General features: G+C 57.8%; 14 protein-coding genes. 5 read left to right on the top strand and 9 right to left on the bottom strand.

Annotation, left to right across the window (positions count from 1 at the left end; all coding sequences use genetic code 11):
• Window positions 1–489 precede the first annotated feature (489 nt).
• The 4 genes from metN (at window position 490) to rfaH (ending at window position 3590) form a co-directional block, all read left to right on the top strand.
• A complete protein-coding gene (gene metN / locus AB5Y99_RS10715; protein ID WP_005339067.1) occupies window positions 490–1533 on the top strand; it encodes a methionine ABC transporter ATP-binding protein MetN in 1044 nt (347 codons plus the stop codon).
• A complete protein-coding gene (locus AB5Y99_RS10710) occupies window positions 1514–2167 on the top strand; it encodes a methionine ABC transporter permease (RefSeq protein WP_005339070.1) in 654 nt (217 codons plus the stop codon). The genes metN and AB5Y99_RS10710 overlap by 20 nt, the downstream gene beginning before the upstream one ends.
• 25 nt (window positions 2168–2192) lie before the next feature.
• On the top strand, window positions 2193–2993 hold the full coding sequence (metQ, locus tag AB5Y99_RS10705; RefSeq protein WP_005339072.1) for a methionine ABC transporter substrate-binding lipoprotein MetQ: 801 nt from the start codon (window positions 2193–2195) through the stop codon (window positions 2991–2993).
• Between the two features lie 96 nt (window positions 2994–3089).
• Window positions 3090–3590 carry a transcription/translation regulatory transformer protein RfaH gene (gene rfaH / locus AB5Y99_RS10700; protein WP_323893940.1) on the top strand — a complete coding sequence of 167 codons (501 nt, stop codon included), beginning with the start codon at window positions 3090–3092 and terminating at the stop codon, window positions 3588–3590.
• A 59-nt stretch (window positions 3591–3649) separates the two neighbouring features.
• Here the strand turns inward: rfaH and AB5Y99_RS10695 are convergent, their stop codons facing one another.
• From AB5Y99_RS10695 to arcB, 6 genes are all read right to left on the bottom strand, one after another.
• On the bottom strand, window positions 3650–5626 hold the full coding sequence (locus tag AB5Y99_RS10695) for a methyl-accepting chemotaxis protein (RefSeq protein ID WP_323893942.1): 1977 nt from the start codon (window positions 5624–5626) through the stop codon (window positions 3650–3652).
• 39 nt (window positions 5627–5665) lie between these two features.
• Window positions 5666–6877, bottom strand: coding sequence for an EAL domain-containing protein (locus AB5Y99_RS10690; protein ID WP_128836442.1), 1212 nt, complete (start codon window positions 6875–6877; stop codon window positions 5666–5668).
• Window positions 6858–11099 (bottom strand): transporter substrate-binding domain-containing protein, encoded by a 4242-nt coding sequence (locus AB5Y99_RS10685; protein WP_323893944.1) that lies wholly within the window; start codon window positions 11097–11099, stop codon window positions 6858–6860. Before AB5Y99_RS10685 ends, AB5Y99_RS10690 begins: the two co-directional genes overlap by 20 nt.
• Before the next feature lie 223 nt (window positions 11100–11322).
• Window positions 11323–11526 (bottom strand): hypothetical protein, encoded by a 204-nt coding sequence (locus AB5Y99_RS10680; protein ID WP_075115375.1) that lies wholly within the window; start codon window positions 11524–11526, stop codon window positions 11323–11325.
• A 316-nt stretch (window positions 11527–11842) separates the two neighbouring features.
• Complete coding sequence (gene dgt / locus AB5Y99_RS10675; RefSeq protein ID WP_323893947.1) at window positions 11843–13207, bottom strand: dGTPase; 1365 nt, start codon at window positions 13205–13207, stop codon at window positions 11843–11845.
• Between the two features lie 51 nt (window positions 13208–13258).
• Complete coding sequence (gene arcB / locus AB5Y99_RS10670) at window positions 13259–15571, bottom strand: aerobic respiration two-component sensor histidine kinase ArcB (protein ID WP_368209687.1); 2313 nt, start codon at window positions 15569–15571, stop codon at window positions 13259–13261.
• Between the two features lie 206 nt (window positions 15572–15777).
• On the opposite strand from arcB, the gene AB5Y99_RS10665 reads away from it, so the two are divergent.
• A complete protein-coding gene (locus AB5Y99_RS10665) occupies window positions 15778–16767 on the top strand; it encodes a DUF2860 family protein (RefSeq protein WP_245133437.1) in 990 nt (329 codons plus the stop codon).
• A 67-nt stretch (window positions 16768–16834) separates the two neighbouring features.
• Here AB5Y99_RS10665 and AB5Y99_RS10660 read toward each other — a convergent pair whose 3' ends face one another.
• The 3 genes from AB5Y99_RS10660 to AB5Y99_RS10650 form a co-directional block, all read right to left on the bottom strand.
• Window positions 16835–17533, bottom strand: a complete 699-nt coding sequence (locus AB5Y99_RS10660) for a DUF3334 family protein (protein ID WP_021231953.1) — start codon at window positions 17531–17533, stop codon at window positions 16835–16837.
• Window positions 17534–17622: 89 nt separating this feature from the next.
• Window positions 17623–18069: an HIT domain-containing protein gene (locus AB5Y99_RS10655; RefSeq protein ID WP_236356711.1), complete on the bottom strand. Its 447-nt coding sequence runs from the start codon at window positions 18067–18069 to the stop codon at window positions 17623–17625.
• Between the two features lie 73 nt (window positions 18070–18142).
• On the bottom strand, window positions 18143–18784 hold the full coding sequence (locus AB5Y99_RS10650; RefSeq protein ID WP_236356710.1) for a DUF2057 domain-containing protein: 642 nt from the start codon (window positions 18782–18784) through the stop codon (window positions 18143–18145).
• Window positions 18785–18853: the final 69 nt, after the last annotated feature.

Raw genomic sequence — 18853 nt, 5'->3', positions numbered from 1 at the left:
CTTGTCGACATCATCAGTATAAAAAACCGGCGCAACTGACCCAATCCCTATCCGAGCCCCTCTTGCGCTGCATCAAGGTTGACGCCGACAAAGTGGCGATCAGGTGATCCGGTCACGAATAGGGAACGATTTGTGCAGCAATTTGTGCAACGATGGAGGAGCATCAGGCTCGATAGCCAATGTGGACAGATACGGGCTGACACACTAATAAAACCAGCATTTACCGTGTATAAACCATCTTTAATTCGGTTATCTGCCGCAGGGACGAAACAGGATCTGGAAGAGCAACAATACCATTCTGATCGTTATCCGCCTGACAGAAATCCTTATCACTTTTTTAGACGTCTAGACGTAAAAACATGCGTTGACATGGCCATCCAGACATCTTAGCATCATCCTCCATGATGACAGAGTAACCCAGTGGAACCTCTGCCCAATTTCCCCGCCTGTAGCGCCCTGTGCTTTAAGGCTGTTAGCACGGAAGAATCCATGATTAAGTTGATCGGTCTCAACAAAGTCTACGGTACAGGCAGTGACGCCGTACACGCCCTGCGTGATGTGAGTCTGCATGTACCCCAAGGCAAAATTTTCGGGGTGATCGGTGCCTCCGGTGCCGGCAAGAGTACCCTCATTCGTTGTGTCAACCTGCTGGAGCGCCCGACAGAGGGCCAAGTCATCGTTGATGGCCAGGATCTGGTCGCCCTGAGCGAGCGGGATCTGACCCAGGCTCGCCGCCAGATCGGGATGATTTTCCAGCACTTCAACCTGCTTGCCTCCCGCACCGTGTTTGCCAACATAGCCTTTCCGCTGGAGCTGGCAGGCTGGAGCAAAGAGAAGATCCAGCAACGGGTTGCCGAGCTGCTGGCGCTGGTCGGGCTGGAAGCCCGTGCCCAGGCCTATCCGTCCGAGCTTTCCGGCGGTCAGAAACAGCGCGTCGCGATTGCCCGCGCACTGGCACCGGCCCCCAAGGTACTGCTCTGTGACGAGGCCACCTCTGCTCTCGACCCGCAGACCACCCGCTCGATCCTGACCCTGCTCAAGGAGATCAACGTCAAGCTGGGGCTCACCATCCTGCTCATCACCCACGAGATGGACGTGGTGAAGGGGATCTGTGACGAAGTGGCCATCATCAGCGACGGCCGTCTGATCGAGCAGGGCGAAGTGGCCTGGTTCTTCAGTAATGCCAAAACCCAGCTGGCCCGTGACTTCATCCACTCCACCATCCATCTGGAGGTACCGCAGGAGTATCAGGATCGGATGAGCAGCGAGCGGGTGCCGGGTAGCTACCCGCTGGTGAAGCTCGGCTTTACCGGCAGCACGGTCGATACGCCGCTGATCTCCGAGGCGAGCCGCCGTTTCAACATCGACATCAGCATACTGAGCGCAGACATCGAATACGCTGGTGGCGTCAAATTCGGTTTCCTGCTGGCCGAGCTGTTCGGGGATGAAGCCCAGTGCGAGGCAACCCAGCAGTTTCTCATCGACAACCACATTCAGCTGGAGGTAATGGGTTATGTCCGAAGCCATGATTAATCTGCTCATCACGGCCCTGGGCGACACCCTGATCATGGTGTTTGCCTCCGCTCTGTTCGGCTGCCTGCTGGGTCTGCCGCTCGGCGTGGCACTGCACGTGACCAAGGCGGGCCAGATCCTGGCCAACCCCTTGCTCAACCGCACCCTGGGCATGGTGGTCAACGTGGGTCGCTCGGTGCCCTTTATCATCCTGCTGGTCGCCATCATTCCGCTGACCCGGCTGATTGTCGGCACCAGTATCGGCACCATCGCCGCCATCGTGCCGCTGACTGTCGGCTGCATCCCCTTCATCGCCCGTCTGGTGGAAGGGGCCCTGATGGAGGTGCCGGACGGCCTGCTGGAAGCGGCCAAGGCGATGGGCGCCAAGCCGTTGCAAATTATCACCAAGGTGCTGCTGCCTGAGGCCCTGCCCGGCATCCTCAACAGCGTCACCATTACCCTCGTCACTCTGGTGAACTACTCGGCCATGGCCGGGGCCATCGGTGGCGGCGGTCTGGGGGATGTGGGTATTCGTTATGGTTATCAGCGTTTTGACCCAACCGTCATGCTGGTGACCGTGGTTATCCTGGTAGTACTGGTTCAACTTATCCAGAGCGCGGGTGAGCGCCTGGTCAACAAATGTGATCATCGTTAATCGTCGATTTCTGACAGGAGGTTTTATGAAATTTGGCATCAAATCCGTTGCGGCTGCCCTGCTGGCTGGTCTGGTTCTGGCCGGTTGCGGTCAAAAAGAAGAGAGCAAGGTTCTGAAAGTGGGCGCTATTGCCGGCCCCGAGACCGAACTGGTTGAAGTGGCTGCCAAGGTCGCCAAAGAGAAATACGGTCTGACAGTCGAGGTGGTCAACTTCTCCGACTACGTCACCCCGAACGTGGCGCTGAACGATGGCAGCATCGACGTCAACGCCTTCCAGCACAAACCCTATCTGGATGCACAGGTGCGTGATCGCGGCTTCAAGCTGGTGCCGGTTGGCAACACCTTCGTCTACCCAATCGCCGGTTACTCCAAAAAGATCAAGGCGCTGAGCGAGCTGCAAGATGGCGCCCAGATCGCGGTACCGAACGATCCGACCAACCTGGGTCGCTCGCTGATCCTGCTGGCCAAACAGGGTCTGATCACCCTGAAGGATGGCGCCGGTCTGGAAGCGACCGTACTGGATATCGCCAGCAACCCGCGTAACTTCAAGATTGTGGAACTGGAAGCAGCCCAACTGCCGCGCTCGCTGGAAGACGTGGACTTGGCCATCATCAACAACACCTTCGCCGGTCAGATTGGTCTGACCCCGACCGAGAACGGCCTGTTTGTTGAGGACAAAGAGTCCCCGTACGTCAACCTGATCGTCGCCCGTGACAACAACAAGGATGACGAGAAGGTCAAACAGTTCGTACAAGCTTTCCAGACCGATGATGTCTACAAGAAAGGTCTCGAGCTGTTCAAAGGCGGCCTGGTAAAAGGTTGGTAATTGCTCACTCGGCAAAAAAGGCCACGCAATGCGTGGCCTTTTTTATTGGCGCCGCTATCATATCCGCGAGCACGGCAACACGAACATACTCATAACATGAAAAAATGGTATCTGGCCTACTGCAAGCCAAAAGAAGAGGCCCGCGCCCGCGCCCACCTCGATGCCCAGGGTATCGAATCCTATTACCCCATGGTGGAGATCGAGAAGCTGCGCCGGGGCAAGCGAGTTCCGGTACGGGAACCCATGTTCCCCAACTATCTGTTTATCTTCGTTGATTTGGAAGAGGTGACACCGGTCACCCTGAAATCGACCCGCGGCATCAGCCGGATCATCCACTTTGGCAGTGAATGGACCCCCATCAACAGCAAACTGGTCTATCAGCTGATGAGCCGCGATGACAGCGACGAGGCGAGAGCCAGCTACGCCAGCCTGCCCTGCTCGGGCGACAAGGTGCTGATTGAAGAGGGGCCACTTGCCGGCTTCGAAGCCATCTATATGGAGCCGGATGGAGAGAAACGGGCGATTTTGCTGGTCAGCCTGCTCAACCGGGAGACCACCAGCAGCTTCGACAACCACACCTTCAGACGTCTGGACTAAACCCACGGGCCAGACGGCCCGGTGAATGGCAATAGCAATGGCGGGATGCTCCCGCCATCTCACGCATCAAGATCAAAGCGGGCGATGACCGCCTTCAGCTTGCCGGTATCGCCAGCCAGTCTGGCTACGATCTCCTCCCCCTGCTGACTACGCTGACAGGATTGCCGACTGAGCGCGGCAATGTCGTCGACCGTCCCGGATACCTCGGCGGCCACCCGCGACTGCTGCTCGGTTGCCACCGAAATGGCCTCCAGCTGGCCCGACAGCGACTGAACCAGCTGGTTCATGGCACTCAGGGTATCTGTCACCAATCCGACTGCATCCCGCCCTTGCTCTACCAACCGGGTACCGCTGCTGACGGTACTCACCGTCTGGCGAGTCTGCTGGGAGATGGCCGCAATAGTCTGGCTGATCTCGGCAGTGGATTGATGGGTGCGGGTCGCCAGCTGGCGCACCTCGTCGGCCACCACCGCAAAACCGCGCCCCTGCTCGCCTGCCCGCGCAGCTTCTATCGCCGCATTGAGTGCCAGCAGATTGGTCTGCTCGGCTATAGTGGCGATCACCTCGGTGATCTGCCCCACCTGTTCACTCTGATGCTCCAACAGCCCCATGGCATCGTTGGCCTGTCCAATCATGGCGGCAATCTGCTGCATGGTATCGCTCATTCGTGCCAGCGCGGCCTCTCCCTGACGGGTCTGCTGCCGCACCTGATGGGCTCCATCCGCCACACCGGCAATGTTGCCAGCCACATCACGAGCACTCACTGACATCTGATCGATAGCCGCCGCCACCGCATCGACCCGCTGATCCTGCTCCGTCAGATCCGCCACTATGGCTCTGGTGGTGCTGCCCACATCGAGACAGGCCACCTCGACCTGCCCCACTGCGCCCTGCAACTCCCCGACCAGATGATGTAACTGGGCAGACATCCGGTTGATGGAGCCGGTCAATTCTCCCAACTCATCCTGCCCTGTGATTGGCAAGGGCTCGGCCGCCAGCCGACCATCCGCAACCTGCCCCGCCCGGTTCACCAGACAGACTATGTCACGGGTCAGACGGCGACTAAAGAACCAGGCGACCACCATGCCAAGCACGATGGCGCTGCCGGTAGCCAACAGCAGAGTCTGGTTGATGGCCCTCCCGGCTCCGGTCATCTGCGCCGAAATCTGATCCACCTCGGCACGGGTTTTCCCCACCTGCTGGACCAGCTGCTCGCGGAGGCTGGACTGCATCGGCTCGATGTCGGTGGCCATCAGGTAGTTTGCCTGATCCCAATCCGGCGCCTGGCGCTTCTCGATCACCTGTCCCACCAGCTCGGAGAAGGGGGTCGCCATCTCTTCAAACAGCTGCCAGAGGCTCTGCTGGGTGTCGGTAAAGAGCGCGGCTTGCTGTTTCACCTCAGCCACCCGCTGCTGGTGAAACTGATAGTAATCCTGATACTTGCTGCGGTATTCGGGATCGCCTGAGATGAGAAAATCCCGCAGTGCGGAGAGGGAATTGGCGAGGCTGTTGTAGGCATCCCCCACCTGTTTGAGCAACATGCGGCGATCGCCGGAGAGTTGATCCTGCGGAGTGCCAACTTCTTCATTGGCAAAGGATTGCAACTGATCGAGCGCCGCCTCCGCCAGCGGCCCCGCCTCCTGCAGCATCAGGGTGTGAGCGGGCAGATTCTCTTCGCTCTGGGCGATGGTCCACACCTTCTCCTGATGGCTTTTGAAAGTCTCGAGAGACTTGGCGAGCGCCGGGCTGAAGGCCTGATGGGCAATAGCCTGCCAGGCCGACTCCCACTCCTGCTTGAGGCGGGAAGCCTGAGCCGGATCCTTGCCGAGGATCAGATAGCCGCGCAGGGCAGAAACGGTGGCAACCAGCGCTTTCTGGCTCGCCTCATCCCGCTGCAGAGCGGGCAGCGCCTGCTCCAGCAGGGTGTGTTGGGCCTGATTGATCTGGGTCAGCCGGTAATAGACCAGCGCGGAGGAGAGCAGGATCAGCAGGTTGATAAAACCGAAGCTGAGCAGCAACTTGCTTGAGATTTTCATGAACATCCTTGTTCAAACAGAGGGATCCAGCCAACAGAATCAGATAGATATCAGTGTAGGCAATCTATCTTGCCAAGTCCGGTGCCAATTAGCCAATTCACTGCGCGGCATCGGGCGGGCAGAGAAAAATCCCTGACAAAGGTCACAACCGAGCTGAGCCAGCACTCGCCAGGTTGCCTCATCCTCTACCCCTTCCGCCACCGACTTCAGCCCCAGCTTGCGGGCCAACTCGATACTGGACTCGATGATAGCCAAACGTGACGGATCGGCATGGCAGCGATCGACAAAGGAGCGATCCAGCTTGAGTTCGGTGAACGGCAACAGTGCCAGCTGCTGCATCGAGGAGTAGCCGGTACCAAAATCATCGATGGAGAGGCCAAAACCATGCATCCTCAGCCGGGTCAGCACCTCCAGAGACTTGCCCAGATCCTGCACGAATGCGCTCTCGGTCACCTCCAGAGTGATAAGCTCCGGATTGATACTCCAGCGCTTGCACTGATCAATCAATAAGTTGCAAAGATCCCCTTCAATGAGCGAGGTGGTGGAGAGGTTCATCGACAGATTGAGTGACAAGCCGGTTTCCTCCCATAAATGACCATCACTCAGAGATTTGCTGATGATCACCTCGGTCAACGGATCGATAAGCCCGTTGCTCTCCGCCAGTGAAATAAAACGCCCGGGAGGGATCAGGCCAAACTCGGGGTGTTGCCAGCGGGCCAACGCCTCCATCCCGACCCACTCGCCGGATGCAAAACTCACCTTGGGCTGATACCAGGGCAGCAGTTGATCTTGTTCGATCGCACGACGCAACTCATCGAGTCCTATTCTGTGCCCCTCTTCCTCCCTGAGGGGTTCCTGCCGGGGTGACCAAGCCTGGATAAGCCGCTGGAGCTGCTGCGGCGTTGAGGGTTTCTCTATGCGACCGAGCACCTGCAGGCCATAAGCGGTACTCATACGCAATACGGCTTCGACCACATCCCCCTCAAGCGCGCTGGAGAGGATAATGCCGCCCTGAAAACCACCCAGCGACAGGCGGCGCAACAGCGCCATGCCATCCATTCCGGGCATTCGCAGATCGCAAAACAGGATATCGACGTTGTGTTGCTGGCTAAGCGCCAACGCCTCGATACCATCAACCGCTTCCAGCAGATTCTGGTAACCCAGGCTGCGGATCTGGTGCAGCAGCGCCTTGCGCTGAAATCCATGGTCTTCCACGACCATGATGACCAACTCATGTTGTGCTTTTTTCATCGAGCCATAATCCAATGTCGTGGGCAATCGCCGTCATCAACCTCTGCACTGTGCTGACCAGATCGTCGAGCTCGTCGAGCCGCTTCAATCGCGCTGCCGATTCCAGCATGGCGGCCTGACTGGCAAGCTCCTCCAACCCGACCATTCGGGCTGCCCCCTTGATCCGGTGGGCGGTCTCTACCAAGGCGCTGGCATCATGACAAATCAGTGCTGCCATCATGGCCTCGCCATCCTGCCGGTTGGAATCGAGATACTCCACCGCCATGGCTCGCGCGGTCAGCTCGTCACCAAAGAGCGCCAACCAGCGCTCAGCCTGAATGCCTGTAACCCCAACAACGGGCGCAACCGCGTTTCTGGTTGGCGTCCTCTCTGCCAGCCAATGGGCCAGCATCTGGCGCAAGATATCCAGCGGGTAGGGCTTCAGTAACATGTCACTCATGCCAGCCTCTACCATACGAGCACTCGCCTCTTCCGACGTATCTGCCGTTACCCCAATGATGGGGGCCGTCACTCCCGCAGCCCGCAACGCCTTGGTCAGGGCATAACCATCCATCACCGGCATATGGCAATCAGTCAAAAGCAGAGAGAATTGCTGTCCCTGCCAGGCCCGCAGAGCCTTCTCGCCATCTTCCACGACCTGAGCCTCGATACCAAGAATGGCTAACTGCCGTGCCAACAAGGCACGATTGACCGGATGATCATCGGCCACCAATACTTTGCCACCCAGCTTCTCTGCAAGCGCAGGGAGGATTGGTGTGACCCGCTCCTGTAGCAATTCGTGGCAGCTCTCCAGCAGAAGATCCGGATAGAGAGGAGATAGACCCAGGCGCCACCATTTCTGTTCACCAATCCGCCCCCGTAACGCCTCATCGGGTGACGCTATGATCCCCTTCAGCGCAGAGTGTTGCAGCCAGCTTTGCCATTCCCCTCCCAGCGCTTGCTCAAGCCACCGTTGATCGGCCAACAGCAACCCTTCCAGTGAGCGACTGAGCTCACTGGCCCCCAAGTACCTGAGCTTGGCCCCCTGCCGCACCATGGCCGCTTCGAGGTTAGTGTCATCGCTGAAAAACCACCATTCTGTGCCAGCCAGAGCAGGGGGATCCCACTGCGGATTGGTAAGCGGCACGGTGAAGCGGAAGCAGGAGCCCTCTCCTGCCTTGCTGGTCAGTGTCAGTGCCCCCCCCATTTTGCATACCAGCTGCTCACAGATTGCCAACCCCAGTCCGGTGCCACCAAAACGACGGTTGATATCTGACTCCACCTGCTCAAAAGGCGTGAACAGCAGCGCCTGCTTCTCTTCGGCGATCCCGATACCGGTGTCACTGACACTGATGGTCAGTTGCTCGCTCAGGTAGCTGACCCGAATCGTAATCCCCCCTTGTTCGGTAAACTTCACCGCATTATTGAGCAGGTTGGAGATGACCTGACCGATACGTACCCCGTCGATGTCGGCCCAATCCGGCACATGATGCTCCCACTCCAGCACCACGTTGAGCCCCTTGTTATGAGCAAGTGCCGCATGGCCACGAATGGCATCGCAGATCACCGTTTGCAACCGGCTGCTCTGGTAATTCAACTGCAACTGACCCGCTTCTATCTTGGAGAAATCGAGGATGTCATTGACCAGATAGAGCAGGTTATTGGTCGAGGTGACCACATTGCGCACCATAAAACGCTGGTCGTCGTTGAGCTCGCTCATTTGCAGCAATTCGAGCATGCCATGCATGCCTGAGATGGGTGTTCGTAGTTCATGGCTCATGGTTGCCAAAAAGCGGCTGCGAGCCTGCATCGCCTGCTCGGCATAGGCGCGAGCTTCGCGCAGCTCATATTCCTGTTGCTTGAGGGCAGTGATGTCCTGAATCACCCCGTTAAGGATCAATGCCTGCTGCTCCTGTCTGACAAAGTTGCCACGTACTTGCAGATAGCGATCTCCATCAGGTCGCTCCACCTTGACCTCCAGATCGAGGGGCGCCAGAGTCTCGGCATGATTGGCCACCTTGCTGACAAAATCCTGCAGCGCCTCTTCGGTAAAGCCGAACACCTCACCACCCGATTCGGCATTGAACAGATCCTGCCGGGAAGCCCCGAGGATCTCGCGGGCCCCCTGAGAGGCATACAAAAACCGCCCCTTGCCGGGTCCTTGCCACAAATACTGATAGACCACCCCAGGCATGCTGTCGGTAATCTGGGTAAGGCGATTTTCAGCCTGACGGGCGCGCTCCTCCGCCTCCTTGATCCGGCTGACATCGGTCAGTACTGTCAACACCCCCAGCATATTGCCATCGGGATCGCGATAAGGGCGTTTGGCATAGATAACATGGCAGGGCGTACCATCAGCTCGCAGGTTACTGCCTGCCCCCTCCAGATCCTGTCCGGTCTGCCACACCAAACGCTCTTCTTCCAACACACTGTTTCTGAGTGTCTCTGGCATGTTTTGCAGCTCCTCACTGCTACTGCCAGCACCGAGGAAAGCATCGCGATAGGCCTGATTGCACAAGGTGATCCGCTGCTCGCTATCACGTAGCGCCACCATGGTTGGCAGTGAGTTGAGCAAGGTCTGCACAAACAGCAACTGTTCGTTCAGCTTGTCCTCTGCGATTTTGCGCTGCGCAATCTGGCGACGCAAACTGCGAGCCCAGAACATCACCAGCAAACCGCTGACGAGCAAGGCGCCCCCCCCTATGGCCAACCATTTGTAAATCAGGGTGTAATCAGACTCGATATTGACCGATACATTGAGCCAGCGTCGTTCCAGCAGTTGCCACTCCTCATCCGTGATGGTCAGCAGCAACTTGTCCATGATTCGGAGCAACTCGGGCTGAGCATTGTCGACAGCCATACTGATAGGTACGGAAAATTCGGGAGAGCTCAGCACCACCTGATACTTCTCGTTGAACCCCTTCATCGCCTGCTGTCCCAGATTGGTCATGGTCAACAGCACATATTCGGTTCGCCCAGTGTCGAGCAAGGTCAGTAAATCGGCATCTTTGCCCACTTCGATAATATTGGCGCCCAGCGCGTGAATGAGAGAGGCTTCGTAAGAGCCCGTCACACCACCAATCAGACGCCCTTTCAACTCGACCAGCGACTTCAGCGGGCGAGCACCGTGTCTGGCTACAACATAGCTGTCGAACTTCAGATAGGAGGAGGTAAAAGAGGCAAAGGACTGACGATCCTTGAGCGGTGTCATCAAGGGAATAAGGTCCACTTTATGCTCTTTCAGCAGTTTAAGTGACTCTTGCCAGGTATTTGTCGACACCAGCTCAAAGCGGATCCCGGAGCGCAGACTCAGTAACTTCATCAGGTCTGCCGTATAGCCATGCAATTCACCTTCGTCATCGATTTCACTGATGCCGGCAAATCCGGGGGCAACGGCGAACTTGATGACCTTGTTTCTCTGCTTCAGCCAACTGGCCTCATCAGGTTCCAGCAACAGACCAGCGTTGGCGCGTTCATTTTTCTGATGCAACCGTAATCGTGAGTCTGCAACGGGTATCCGTTGATATGCCTGCCAAAGCTTCTCGCTCAGCTCTGGCTGGCGGGAGCTGGTCGCCATCGTCAGCGTGCTGCCAGAAAGCCACCCAGGAGCGACAACCCCCATTGATGCAGGCATTCTCTCCATCTTGAGGGAAACAATTGGTTCCAAATCAAGATATGCATCGACAGCGCCCAGCTTGACCATATAGGTCGCCTCAGTGCGGCTCTCCAGCTCAGTTACATCAGAGATCCCCAAACGAGCCAATTCATTACAACTGCCAAACCCGCGAATACAGACCCAGCGTAACTTGCGCGCCTGCTCCAAGGTCAATTGCTGATCCGGGGTATGCATTAAAATGGAGCGAGCATATGAACCGATACTGCCGATATGGTTTATCCCCTTCAGCTCAAGAGCATTACGTTCGACTCCGATTAATGCATCGATCTGGCCGCCTTGGAGAGCAATCTGGGCATCTACGTAGGAGTTGTAGGAGATATAGCGCAGGGACACACCCATTTCGGCTGCAATGCGCGAGGCCAACTCCTTGAGCGGACCGGCATAACGCTGGTTGGGGAGTTGATAGATGAAAGGGGGATAACCACCACGGGGTACCCCGACCAGCAGCTCCTTTTGTGCGGAGATTTCGTTACTTGTACTCTCATCTTGCGGCAGGGGAGCCGCAACAGCCAACATGCCTGAAAACAACAGCAAAATGGGAAGAAAAAGCTGACGAAGGAGTGGCATAAGGTCTTGTCCTGATGAGTAAAACAGATAGGGCTGCCACCTCTAATCTTGCAGATCCTGACGACGCAAGGCGAGAAAACAATCGCAGCTGTTACAAAGAGGGCGGAGAGGATAATACTGAGTCACCAACATGTGAACCTGGAATCAACCGCAAGATGGAAAAATGGCAGGCATGCAGCCTGCCATTTCACTAGCGAGGGGGATCTTATTCTCCCCTTCGCGATCAGGTTATTCGATTCCCGAGGCGGAAGCCGGTTTGATACTCCCGCTCGCGAACGAGGGCGATTTGACCCTGATATCCTTCCAGCCCGATATCCCTGAGCAGGGCGGGCGACAGATTGACCTGCACGAGACGACGCTCGACCCGGGCAATCCTTCTCTGGACCATGGATTCAACACTGCGCAGTAAAACCAGTTCGATAGACATGACATTCTCCAGTTGAACATGCGGTTCTCCCGGAGAAAGTGGATATCACCCTGCGGGACGAACCGCGGGTGATAAAAAGACAGGGGTTACCTGTTTACGCCACGCGGTAAAAGAGCACGAGATTTCACGCCGCACGCAGTGCCGCGAGAGAATGCAATATTGAGCATCAGATGTTGCATATTCGTCTCCTTACCGGATAAAAGTTGAACAGGTTGCAGAAGTCTAAAAAATATCCGAATTTAAAACAAGCCTCTTGCGACTCCTTTTTAAACGTTTTTACGGTATTTTATGCTGTCCGAAGGGGGAGCTTGGGGCATCAGATCCCCGAGAGTAGCCGGTACTCCTCCAGCACGTAGGTATCCGTCATGCCGCTGACATAATCGAGCAGCAACCGCACCCGGTAATACCACTCCTGCTCGTTCTGGCAGGCAAATCGTGGATCCGGGGTGGCGCTCGCCAATCGATAGGCCTTGAGATGGCGGGCCGAGAGACGGTGATAGAGGCGGCGCGCAAAGAACAGCGCCTGACTCCCCTCCCCAGCCAGCAGACGGGCAAACTGTGGCGCTGGCAGCGCCAACAGACAGGCATAACTGGTCAGCACCCCGCGCAGTGCCGCATACCCTTCCAGTTCGAGAGCCTCGACTTCGGGTCGCATAAAGACCAGCTCGCGGGCCACCCGTTTGAGGATATCGAGCACCCGCGCCGCCGGCGCCTGACCATGCAGCAGTGCTTGCGGATAGGAGCCCTGCAAAATGGCCTGATGTTCGCTGACATAGCTCTGCGCCGCCAGCGCAACCAGATCCCGGGTAAGTTGCTGGCGAAAATGGGGGAAAAAGCCCCGACCACTGGCAAGCGCCTCATCCAGCAAGGTGCCCATGTAGTCACTCTGGTCAGCGGCCCGCAACGCCACCAGCAGCTCTGACAGTGTCAGGATCCGCCGGTCTACCGCATCTTCCAGATCGGCGATGCAGTAGGAGATATCATCGGCCGCCTCCATGATGTAGACCAGCGGATGGCGACAGCCGCGGGCCAATCCCAGACTCTGGCCAAGGGCACGGTAGAGCGGCTGCTCGCTAAAGAAGATACCCCGCTTGCTGCTCCAGCCATGATGTTGGCCATAGCTCACCCCGGGTTGCGGCTGCTGCGGGTATTTGCAGAGCGCCGCCAGTTGCCCGAGCGTCAGATTGAGCTCGTGCAGACTGTGCACCAGCCGCAGGCTCTGGGCGTTGCCATCAAACAGTTGCAGATCCTGACGCAGCTCAGCCCACTGGGTCGAGGGGGGCCGCGCCAGCGCCTGCTGATAGAGGGGATCCAGCATCTCGCCGAGCCACTGGCTCATCACCTGCTCGCCAAAGTGGCCAAACGGCGGGTTGCCCACGTCATGAAGCAGGCAGGACATCTCCACCAGATTGATAAAAGCCCCTTCACAGACCATCCCGGCAGGCAAGGCGGCCAGAATGCGGCGGCTGATCTGGCGACCGGTCTCCTGCACCTCCAGCGAGTGGGTGAGGCGACTGCGCACCGAGGCCTTCACATCGAGCGGAAAGACCTGGGTCTTCTGCTGCAACCGGCGCACCGGCGCCGCCTGCACGATACGGGCGCGATCCTGCTCGGTCGCCTCCAGCAGATCCTCGTCTCCCCAGGGGTGGATGCGCGCAGGGGTAATCAAACGGCTATACATCTCGCAGCTCCTTGCCAGCAACTTCCATCAGACTCAAGACAACCTCCAGCCTCAAGACAGCAACCAGCGCCGCAGACGGGCGATATCGCCCGGATATTCCCGGCGCAGCGTCTCAATCCAGTCTTCCACGTTCTCCCACCAGGCGGGATGATCCGGGCTCTGGATCAGCTGAGCCGTCTGCTGCAAACGACGCAGGCCAATGGAGCCTGCCGCCCCTTTTATCTTGTGTGCCTCTTCCACCACCCCCGCTTGATCCTTGGCAATCATGTTGGAGTCGAGCACTGCCATGTAGTCCGGCATCATCTTCTCGAACAGATCGACGCTGGAGAGCAGCACCGGTTTACCCACGGTATCGGCGTAATCGGTGAGGAAGGGGATATCCAGCAGGGCATCCTGATTGCCTGCATCCGCCTGCTCGTCCGCTTCATCCTCGGCCAGATCGGCAAACAGGTGACCAATCACCTCCCGCACGGCTTTGGAGCCAAGCGGTTTGTTAATCACATCCAGCATGCCGTGATCCCGGTAGTACTGGCGATCACCGGTGGAGTTGGCGGTGAGTGCCACCATGGGTGGCAGGCTGTCGCCATAACGCTCCAGCAGGGTTTTCGCCACATCGAAGCCGGTCATGTCCGGCAGCTGGATATCGAGCAAAATGAGGTCGAAATCATCCGGGTTGGCCATCGCCAACGCCTGGGTGCCGTCCCGTGCCACCTGCACCTGATGACCCAGCTTGCCCAGCAGGGCGCAGGCCACCGTCACGTTAAGCTCCACATCCTCCACCAGCAGGATATCGAGGGAAGGCATCTCCTCCTCCTGCTCTGGCAACACGGGCTCGGCGCAAGCCACTTCCAATTCGGCGGTAAAGCAGGAGCCTTCGCCCGGATCGCTGTCCACATAGAGTTGCCCCCCCATCGCCTGCACCAGCTGACGGGAGACCGCGAGGCCAATGCCGGTGCCGGTGGCGTGCTTCTTGCCCTGCACCTGATAGTACATGGCGAAGATCTTCTCCTGCTGGGCGCGCGGGATACCGATACCGGTATCCTCCACCTCGAAGTGCAGGGCCAGCTTGCCCGGCTCGTCGGCGGGATGGGATAGGCAACGCACGGTGACGCCCCCCTCATCGGTAAACTTGACCGCGTTGCCCACCAGATTCCACAGCACCTGACGCAGGCGGGTACCGTCAGCCATCACAAATTGCGGCATGTCGCCATCGCGATCGAAATGGAGATAGAGCCCCTTCTGCTCCGCCTGAATGCGCGACAGGGTCTCCAGCTCGTCGAGGAAGGCAGGCAGGTCGATACGGGTCGGTGCAATTTCGAGGCGACGGCGATCGAGTTTATCCAAGTCGATGATGTCGTTGAAGATATTGCCAAGGGTCACCGCACTCAGGTGAATGGTCTTGAGCTGCTGATGCTGTTTGGGATCGAGGGGGGTATCCATCAGCATCCGGCTTAAGCCCACGATGCCGTTGAGCGGGGTGCGCAACTCGTGGCTGATGGTGGAGATGAAGGTGGTCTTGTCGCGACTCGCCTTCTCCAGTTTGTCCTGATACTGCTTGCGCTCGGTGATGTCGCGGCCAAAACCGAGTAGGCCGAGTCGCTTGCCGAAGCGGTCGAAGAAGGGCACCTTGCGCAGCTCGAAGTAAGCCTTGCGGCCATCGGGATACTCCAGCCACTGCTCGTAGGTGAGCGGCTCGTTGCTGGCAAAGACCTGCTTGTCGGTCTCCACCACCTTGTTGGCGATCTCCTGCTTGTAGACATCGAACGGGGTCAGACCGATCAGCTCGGCCTCCACCTTGCCGGTCAGCTCCTCCATGGCGCGGTTGCAACCGGAGAACTGCTCATCCTCGTTGCGGTAGTAGACCAGATCGGGGGAGCAGTCGATAAAGGAGCGCAGCAGGGCGGTACGCTCCCCCAGATGAAGCTGGGCTTTCTCTCGCTGGAACACCTCGTTCTCGAGATCCTCAATGGCCTGAAGGCGCAAGCTCTCGGCCCGGTTGGTCTCGGCAATCTGGGCGTTGAGGCGGCTGATGTTCTCCTGCAGCTGGGTATTGAGCTCCAGATCCCGCTCGCGCATATCTTGCAGCTTGCGCACCATCCGGCTCAGTCGCTGACGGGAATCCTCCAGCTGATCCACCACGATGGAGAGAAAATAGACCGCCCAGGGGGTCACCAGCAGGCCAAAAAACACCGAGCGAACGAAGTCGATCACATCAATGTTGCCGCGCAGGAACAGGGTCACCCCCATCTGGATGGCGACCGCCAGCACGATAATGCCCGCCGCCAGGAACATGCTAAAGCGCACCAGTCCCAGCTTGGTCATCAGATCGACATAATATTGCGCCCAGGATTTAATCTGTTTCATCTTATTGTTTTCCCCCGATATTCGCGGTACAGAATACCAGCACAACCGAGTGAACTCTTCTTAATCTCGCACAATTAATTAACGATTCGCCGAATGAAATGAGTGGGTTAGGATAATTGGCAATATTGAGTCAGTTGCCATTAAGGTTTTTTCTTTATACTCACCGGCCGAAAAAATTCACCACCATTTAATTTAGGAGTTATCCGATGCGCAATACCACCTTGCTGGGCCTGGGCCTGCTGGTCGCAAATAGTGCTTATGCTGATTTGGGCGAAATTCCCAAGGAGTCTGGCTGGTCCGGTTTCCTGCTTGGCGGGGTCAGTGTCATCAATTACGAATCGAATTTTTATAGTGGTGATGATGAAAACCGCCGCCTGAGCGGACTGGGCAGTGCCGAGAGCAGCTCCGCCGTTGCCCCGCTGCTCAACGCCGATATCCGCTACACCTTTGCCGATACCCGCACCCAGGTCTTCCTCGGTAACCTGATCCAGGATGCCATTCGTTTCGACTTCACCCAGCAGCTCGGTATCCGTCAGGAGATGAGCGACAAGGGCATCGTAGCTGGCTCCGTGGTCTTTAATGCGATGCCGACCGAGCAGTGGAGCGATCCCTTCGCCGTAGGCGTTGATCGCCAGTCGACCGATATCAAGTCAAAAGGGGTGCGCTTCGCCTGGGACAGCATCTGGGGTAGCAACTTCAATGGCAGCCTGACCACCCGCAACATCGAGGTGGATGAGGAGCGCAGCGGCAGTCAGTACGGCGCCGATACTGCCGCCAAACTGGATCGCAACGGCAAGATCCACGCCCTCGACCTCTCCTACAAATGGCAACTGGCCCCCGGTCAGATGCTGGAGCCAGCCTTTATCTACCGCCAAGCGGATCTGGATGGCAGCGCCCAAAGCTACAAGAGCAACGGCCTGCAGTTGACCTACGGCATGCGCGGCGCTTCCCAGTGGTCTTTCGTCAGCAACGCCTATCTGGGTCAGACCAAATATGATGAGGCCAACCCCATCTTTGGCCAAAACGCCGACTCCGACGAGTTTGCCCTGACCGGTACCTTCTTCTGGCACCGCCTGTTCGGTATCGCGCCGCTCTCCGCAACCTTTACCGCTGGCTATGCCAAGTCCGATTCCGACATCAACTTCTACGATTCTGAATCCGTGATGTTCAACACCGGCCTGCTCTACAACTTCTAATAACGGTTGTGCGCACCGATACAACAAGGCCACCCGAAGGTGGCCTTGTTGCTATCCGGCATTTGCCTCAAATACCCAGAGAGTCGAGCAGATCGTCGTGATCGTTGGCGACCGGGGCCGCAGCCTGAACCGGCTTGGCGGCATCCTGCTTGGCCTGGGCGATCAGCGCATCGGGATCCAGCTCTTCATGCTCCATCCCCTCATTGTGGATGCGAATGAACTCGGTTTTGTCCATCGCCAGCTCCAGATAGAAGATGTTGTTGCGGGCGGTGAAGAAGGTGACGCGGCGGGACTCCGGGCTGTCGAGATTGGTATCGACGCTCAGCATCACCTGCTTGTTGAGGGCCAGCATCTTCGGCTGGTTCTGGGTGATGTGGGTCTGCAGATCCCGGCCCACCTTGACGGTAAAGCTGCCGACGATCTGGTTCATCAACTCGCCCATCACGTTGCTCACCTCGTCAGAGGTGTGGGAGATGGCGAGATCCTCCTTGGAGAGTCCCATACTCAGCATGTAGCTCTCGTACAGCTCCATGGCGGCGGCGGCGGAGAAGTTGATCACCACCAGACCGGAAAAACCGCCATCGAACAGCACGAAGCAGCCGATATCCGGCTTGAGGCAGGTCTTGCTGATCCGCTGCACCATGCCGGAAAACCGCACCTGACTCATGGTCGCGGCACTCAAAACGTCCGTCACCGAGTTGCACAGGCTGAGCAGCACATCCTCTGTGGTCAATACGGCATCGTCATCGGATCTTGTCACTATCATGGGACCTTCCTGAACATCGAAAATGGGCTTATCTATACCATAACTCTAACAGATGGCGCGGCCCGGAGACTGAAATAGCGACACGCCTCTCAGTTGACTCCGTTATCAGCAGCCACAGGGGTGAAACCGCTCAGCTTGGCGAGCCGGGCACGCCATATATCGGCCTGCTGCGCCAAAACTTGTGGCTCGTAAGGCACGACCGGATGAGCTCCCCAGATAGGGCCGGGCCAGGCGCGATCCGTCGCAAAGCGGGCGACATGGTGAAGGTGGAGTTGTGGCACCAGATTGCCCAGCGCCCCTATGTTGATTTTGTCCGGACTGAGGGCCTGTTCCATCAGGTTGGCGACAGCGCAGGACTCCTGCATCAGCTGTTGCTGCTGCTCCGACGCCAGATGGTGAATTTCCCGCAGGTTGGCTACTCGCGGTACCAGGATAAGCCAGGGATACTGGCTGTCTTTTGCCAGCAAGACACGGCAGAGGGGCAGATCCCCGAGCCACCGGGTATCTGCCTGCAGGCGTGAATGCAATTCAAACATGAAAACCTCGTTGAGTACGATGAACAGAGCGCCTGAAAAAGGAGTGTCCACGTTACTGCAACGGGCAAAAAACTTAAAGCTGTGGCACGGCCCAACCGATAAAGCGCTTGCGCAGAGCCGGATCTGCCTTGAGGAATAGCTGCTGCAACTGCCCTTCCAGCTCGCTGGCTGCCACAACGGGTTGCGCCCCACCAGCGGCCGTGGCCGTTGGCTGCGTAGCAACGGCGACGGCCGTCAGCGCCGCCTTGCCGCCGCTGCGGTTGTATTCAGCCAGTTTGCCGTTCCAATCCACCCCAAGCAGCATGCCACTGGTCACCAGCGCGTCCTGCTGGATGGCAAGCGCGCGGCCATTCTCCTGCAACGCCACCACCGGATCCTTGGCATAGGCCTGCATCCCCCGCTCGTCTCCCGGTACGCTGGCCGTCAGCTGCAAATGCTGATTGCTGCCCTGATAGCGCACCACCTGCGGCTCGGAACGTACCTGCCGATCATTCTCGCTGCTGCTGCGACTGGGGATCACCCCCTCGAAGCGCACCAGCAGTTGCTGTTCGCCATCCGCCAAGGTGGCATGCTGCTCATCCTGCAAGGTGCCGTTGCTCACCGCGAGGATGCGGAAATTCTCCGGCACCTTCACTTCCACCATGGCCTGTACACTGCCGGCCCCCAAGACTGCACAGAGCAGTACAAAACCGGTCAACCCTCTATTGCTCTTCATTCCCGCTGATCTTCCTGATGCCGATGATGGGCGCAGGGTAGCAGCCGAAGATGACAGAAAAATAACGCC

The organism is Aeromonas sp. R4-2, assembly GCF_040908295.1.
GTDB lineage: Bacteria > Pseudomonadota > Gammaproteobacteria > Enterobacterales > Aeromonadaceae > Aeromonas > Aeromonas veronii.
This window is presented reverse-complemented; position numbering and strand designations above follow the sequence as displayed.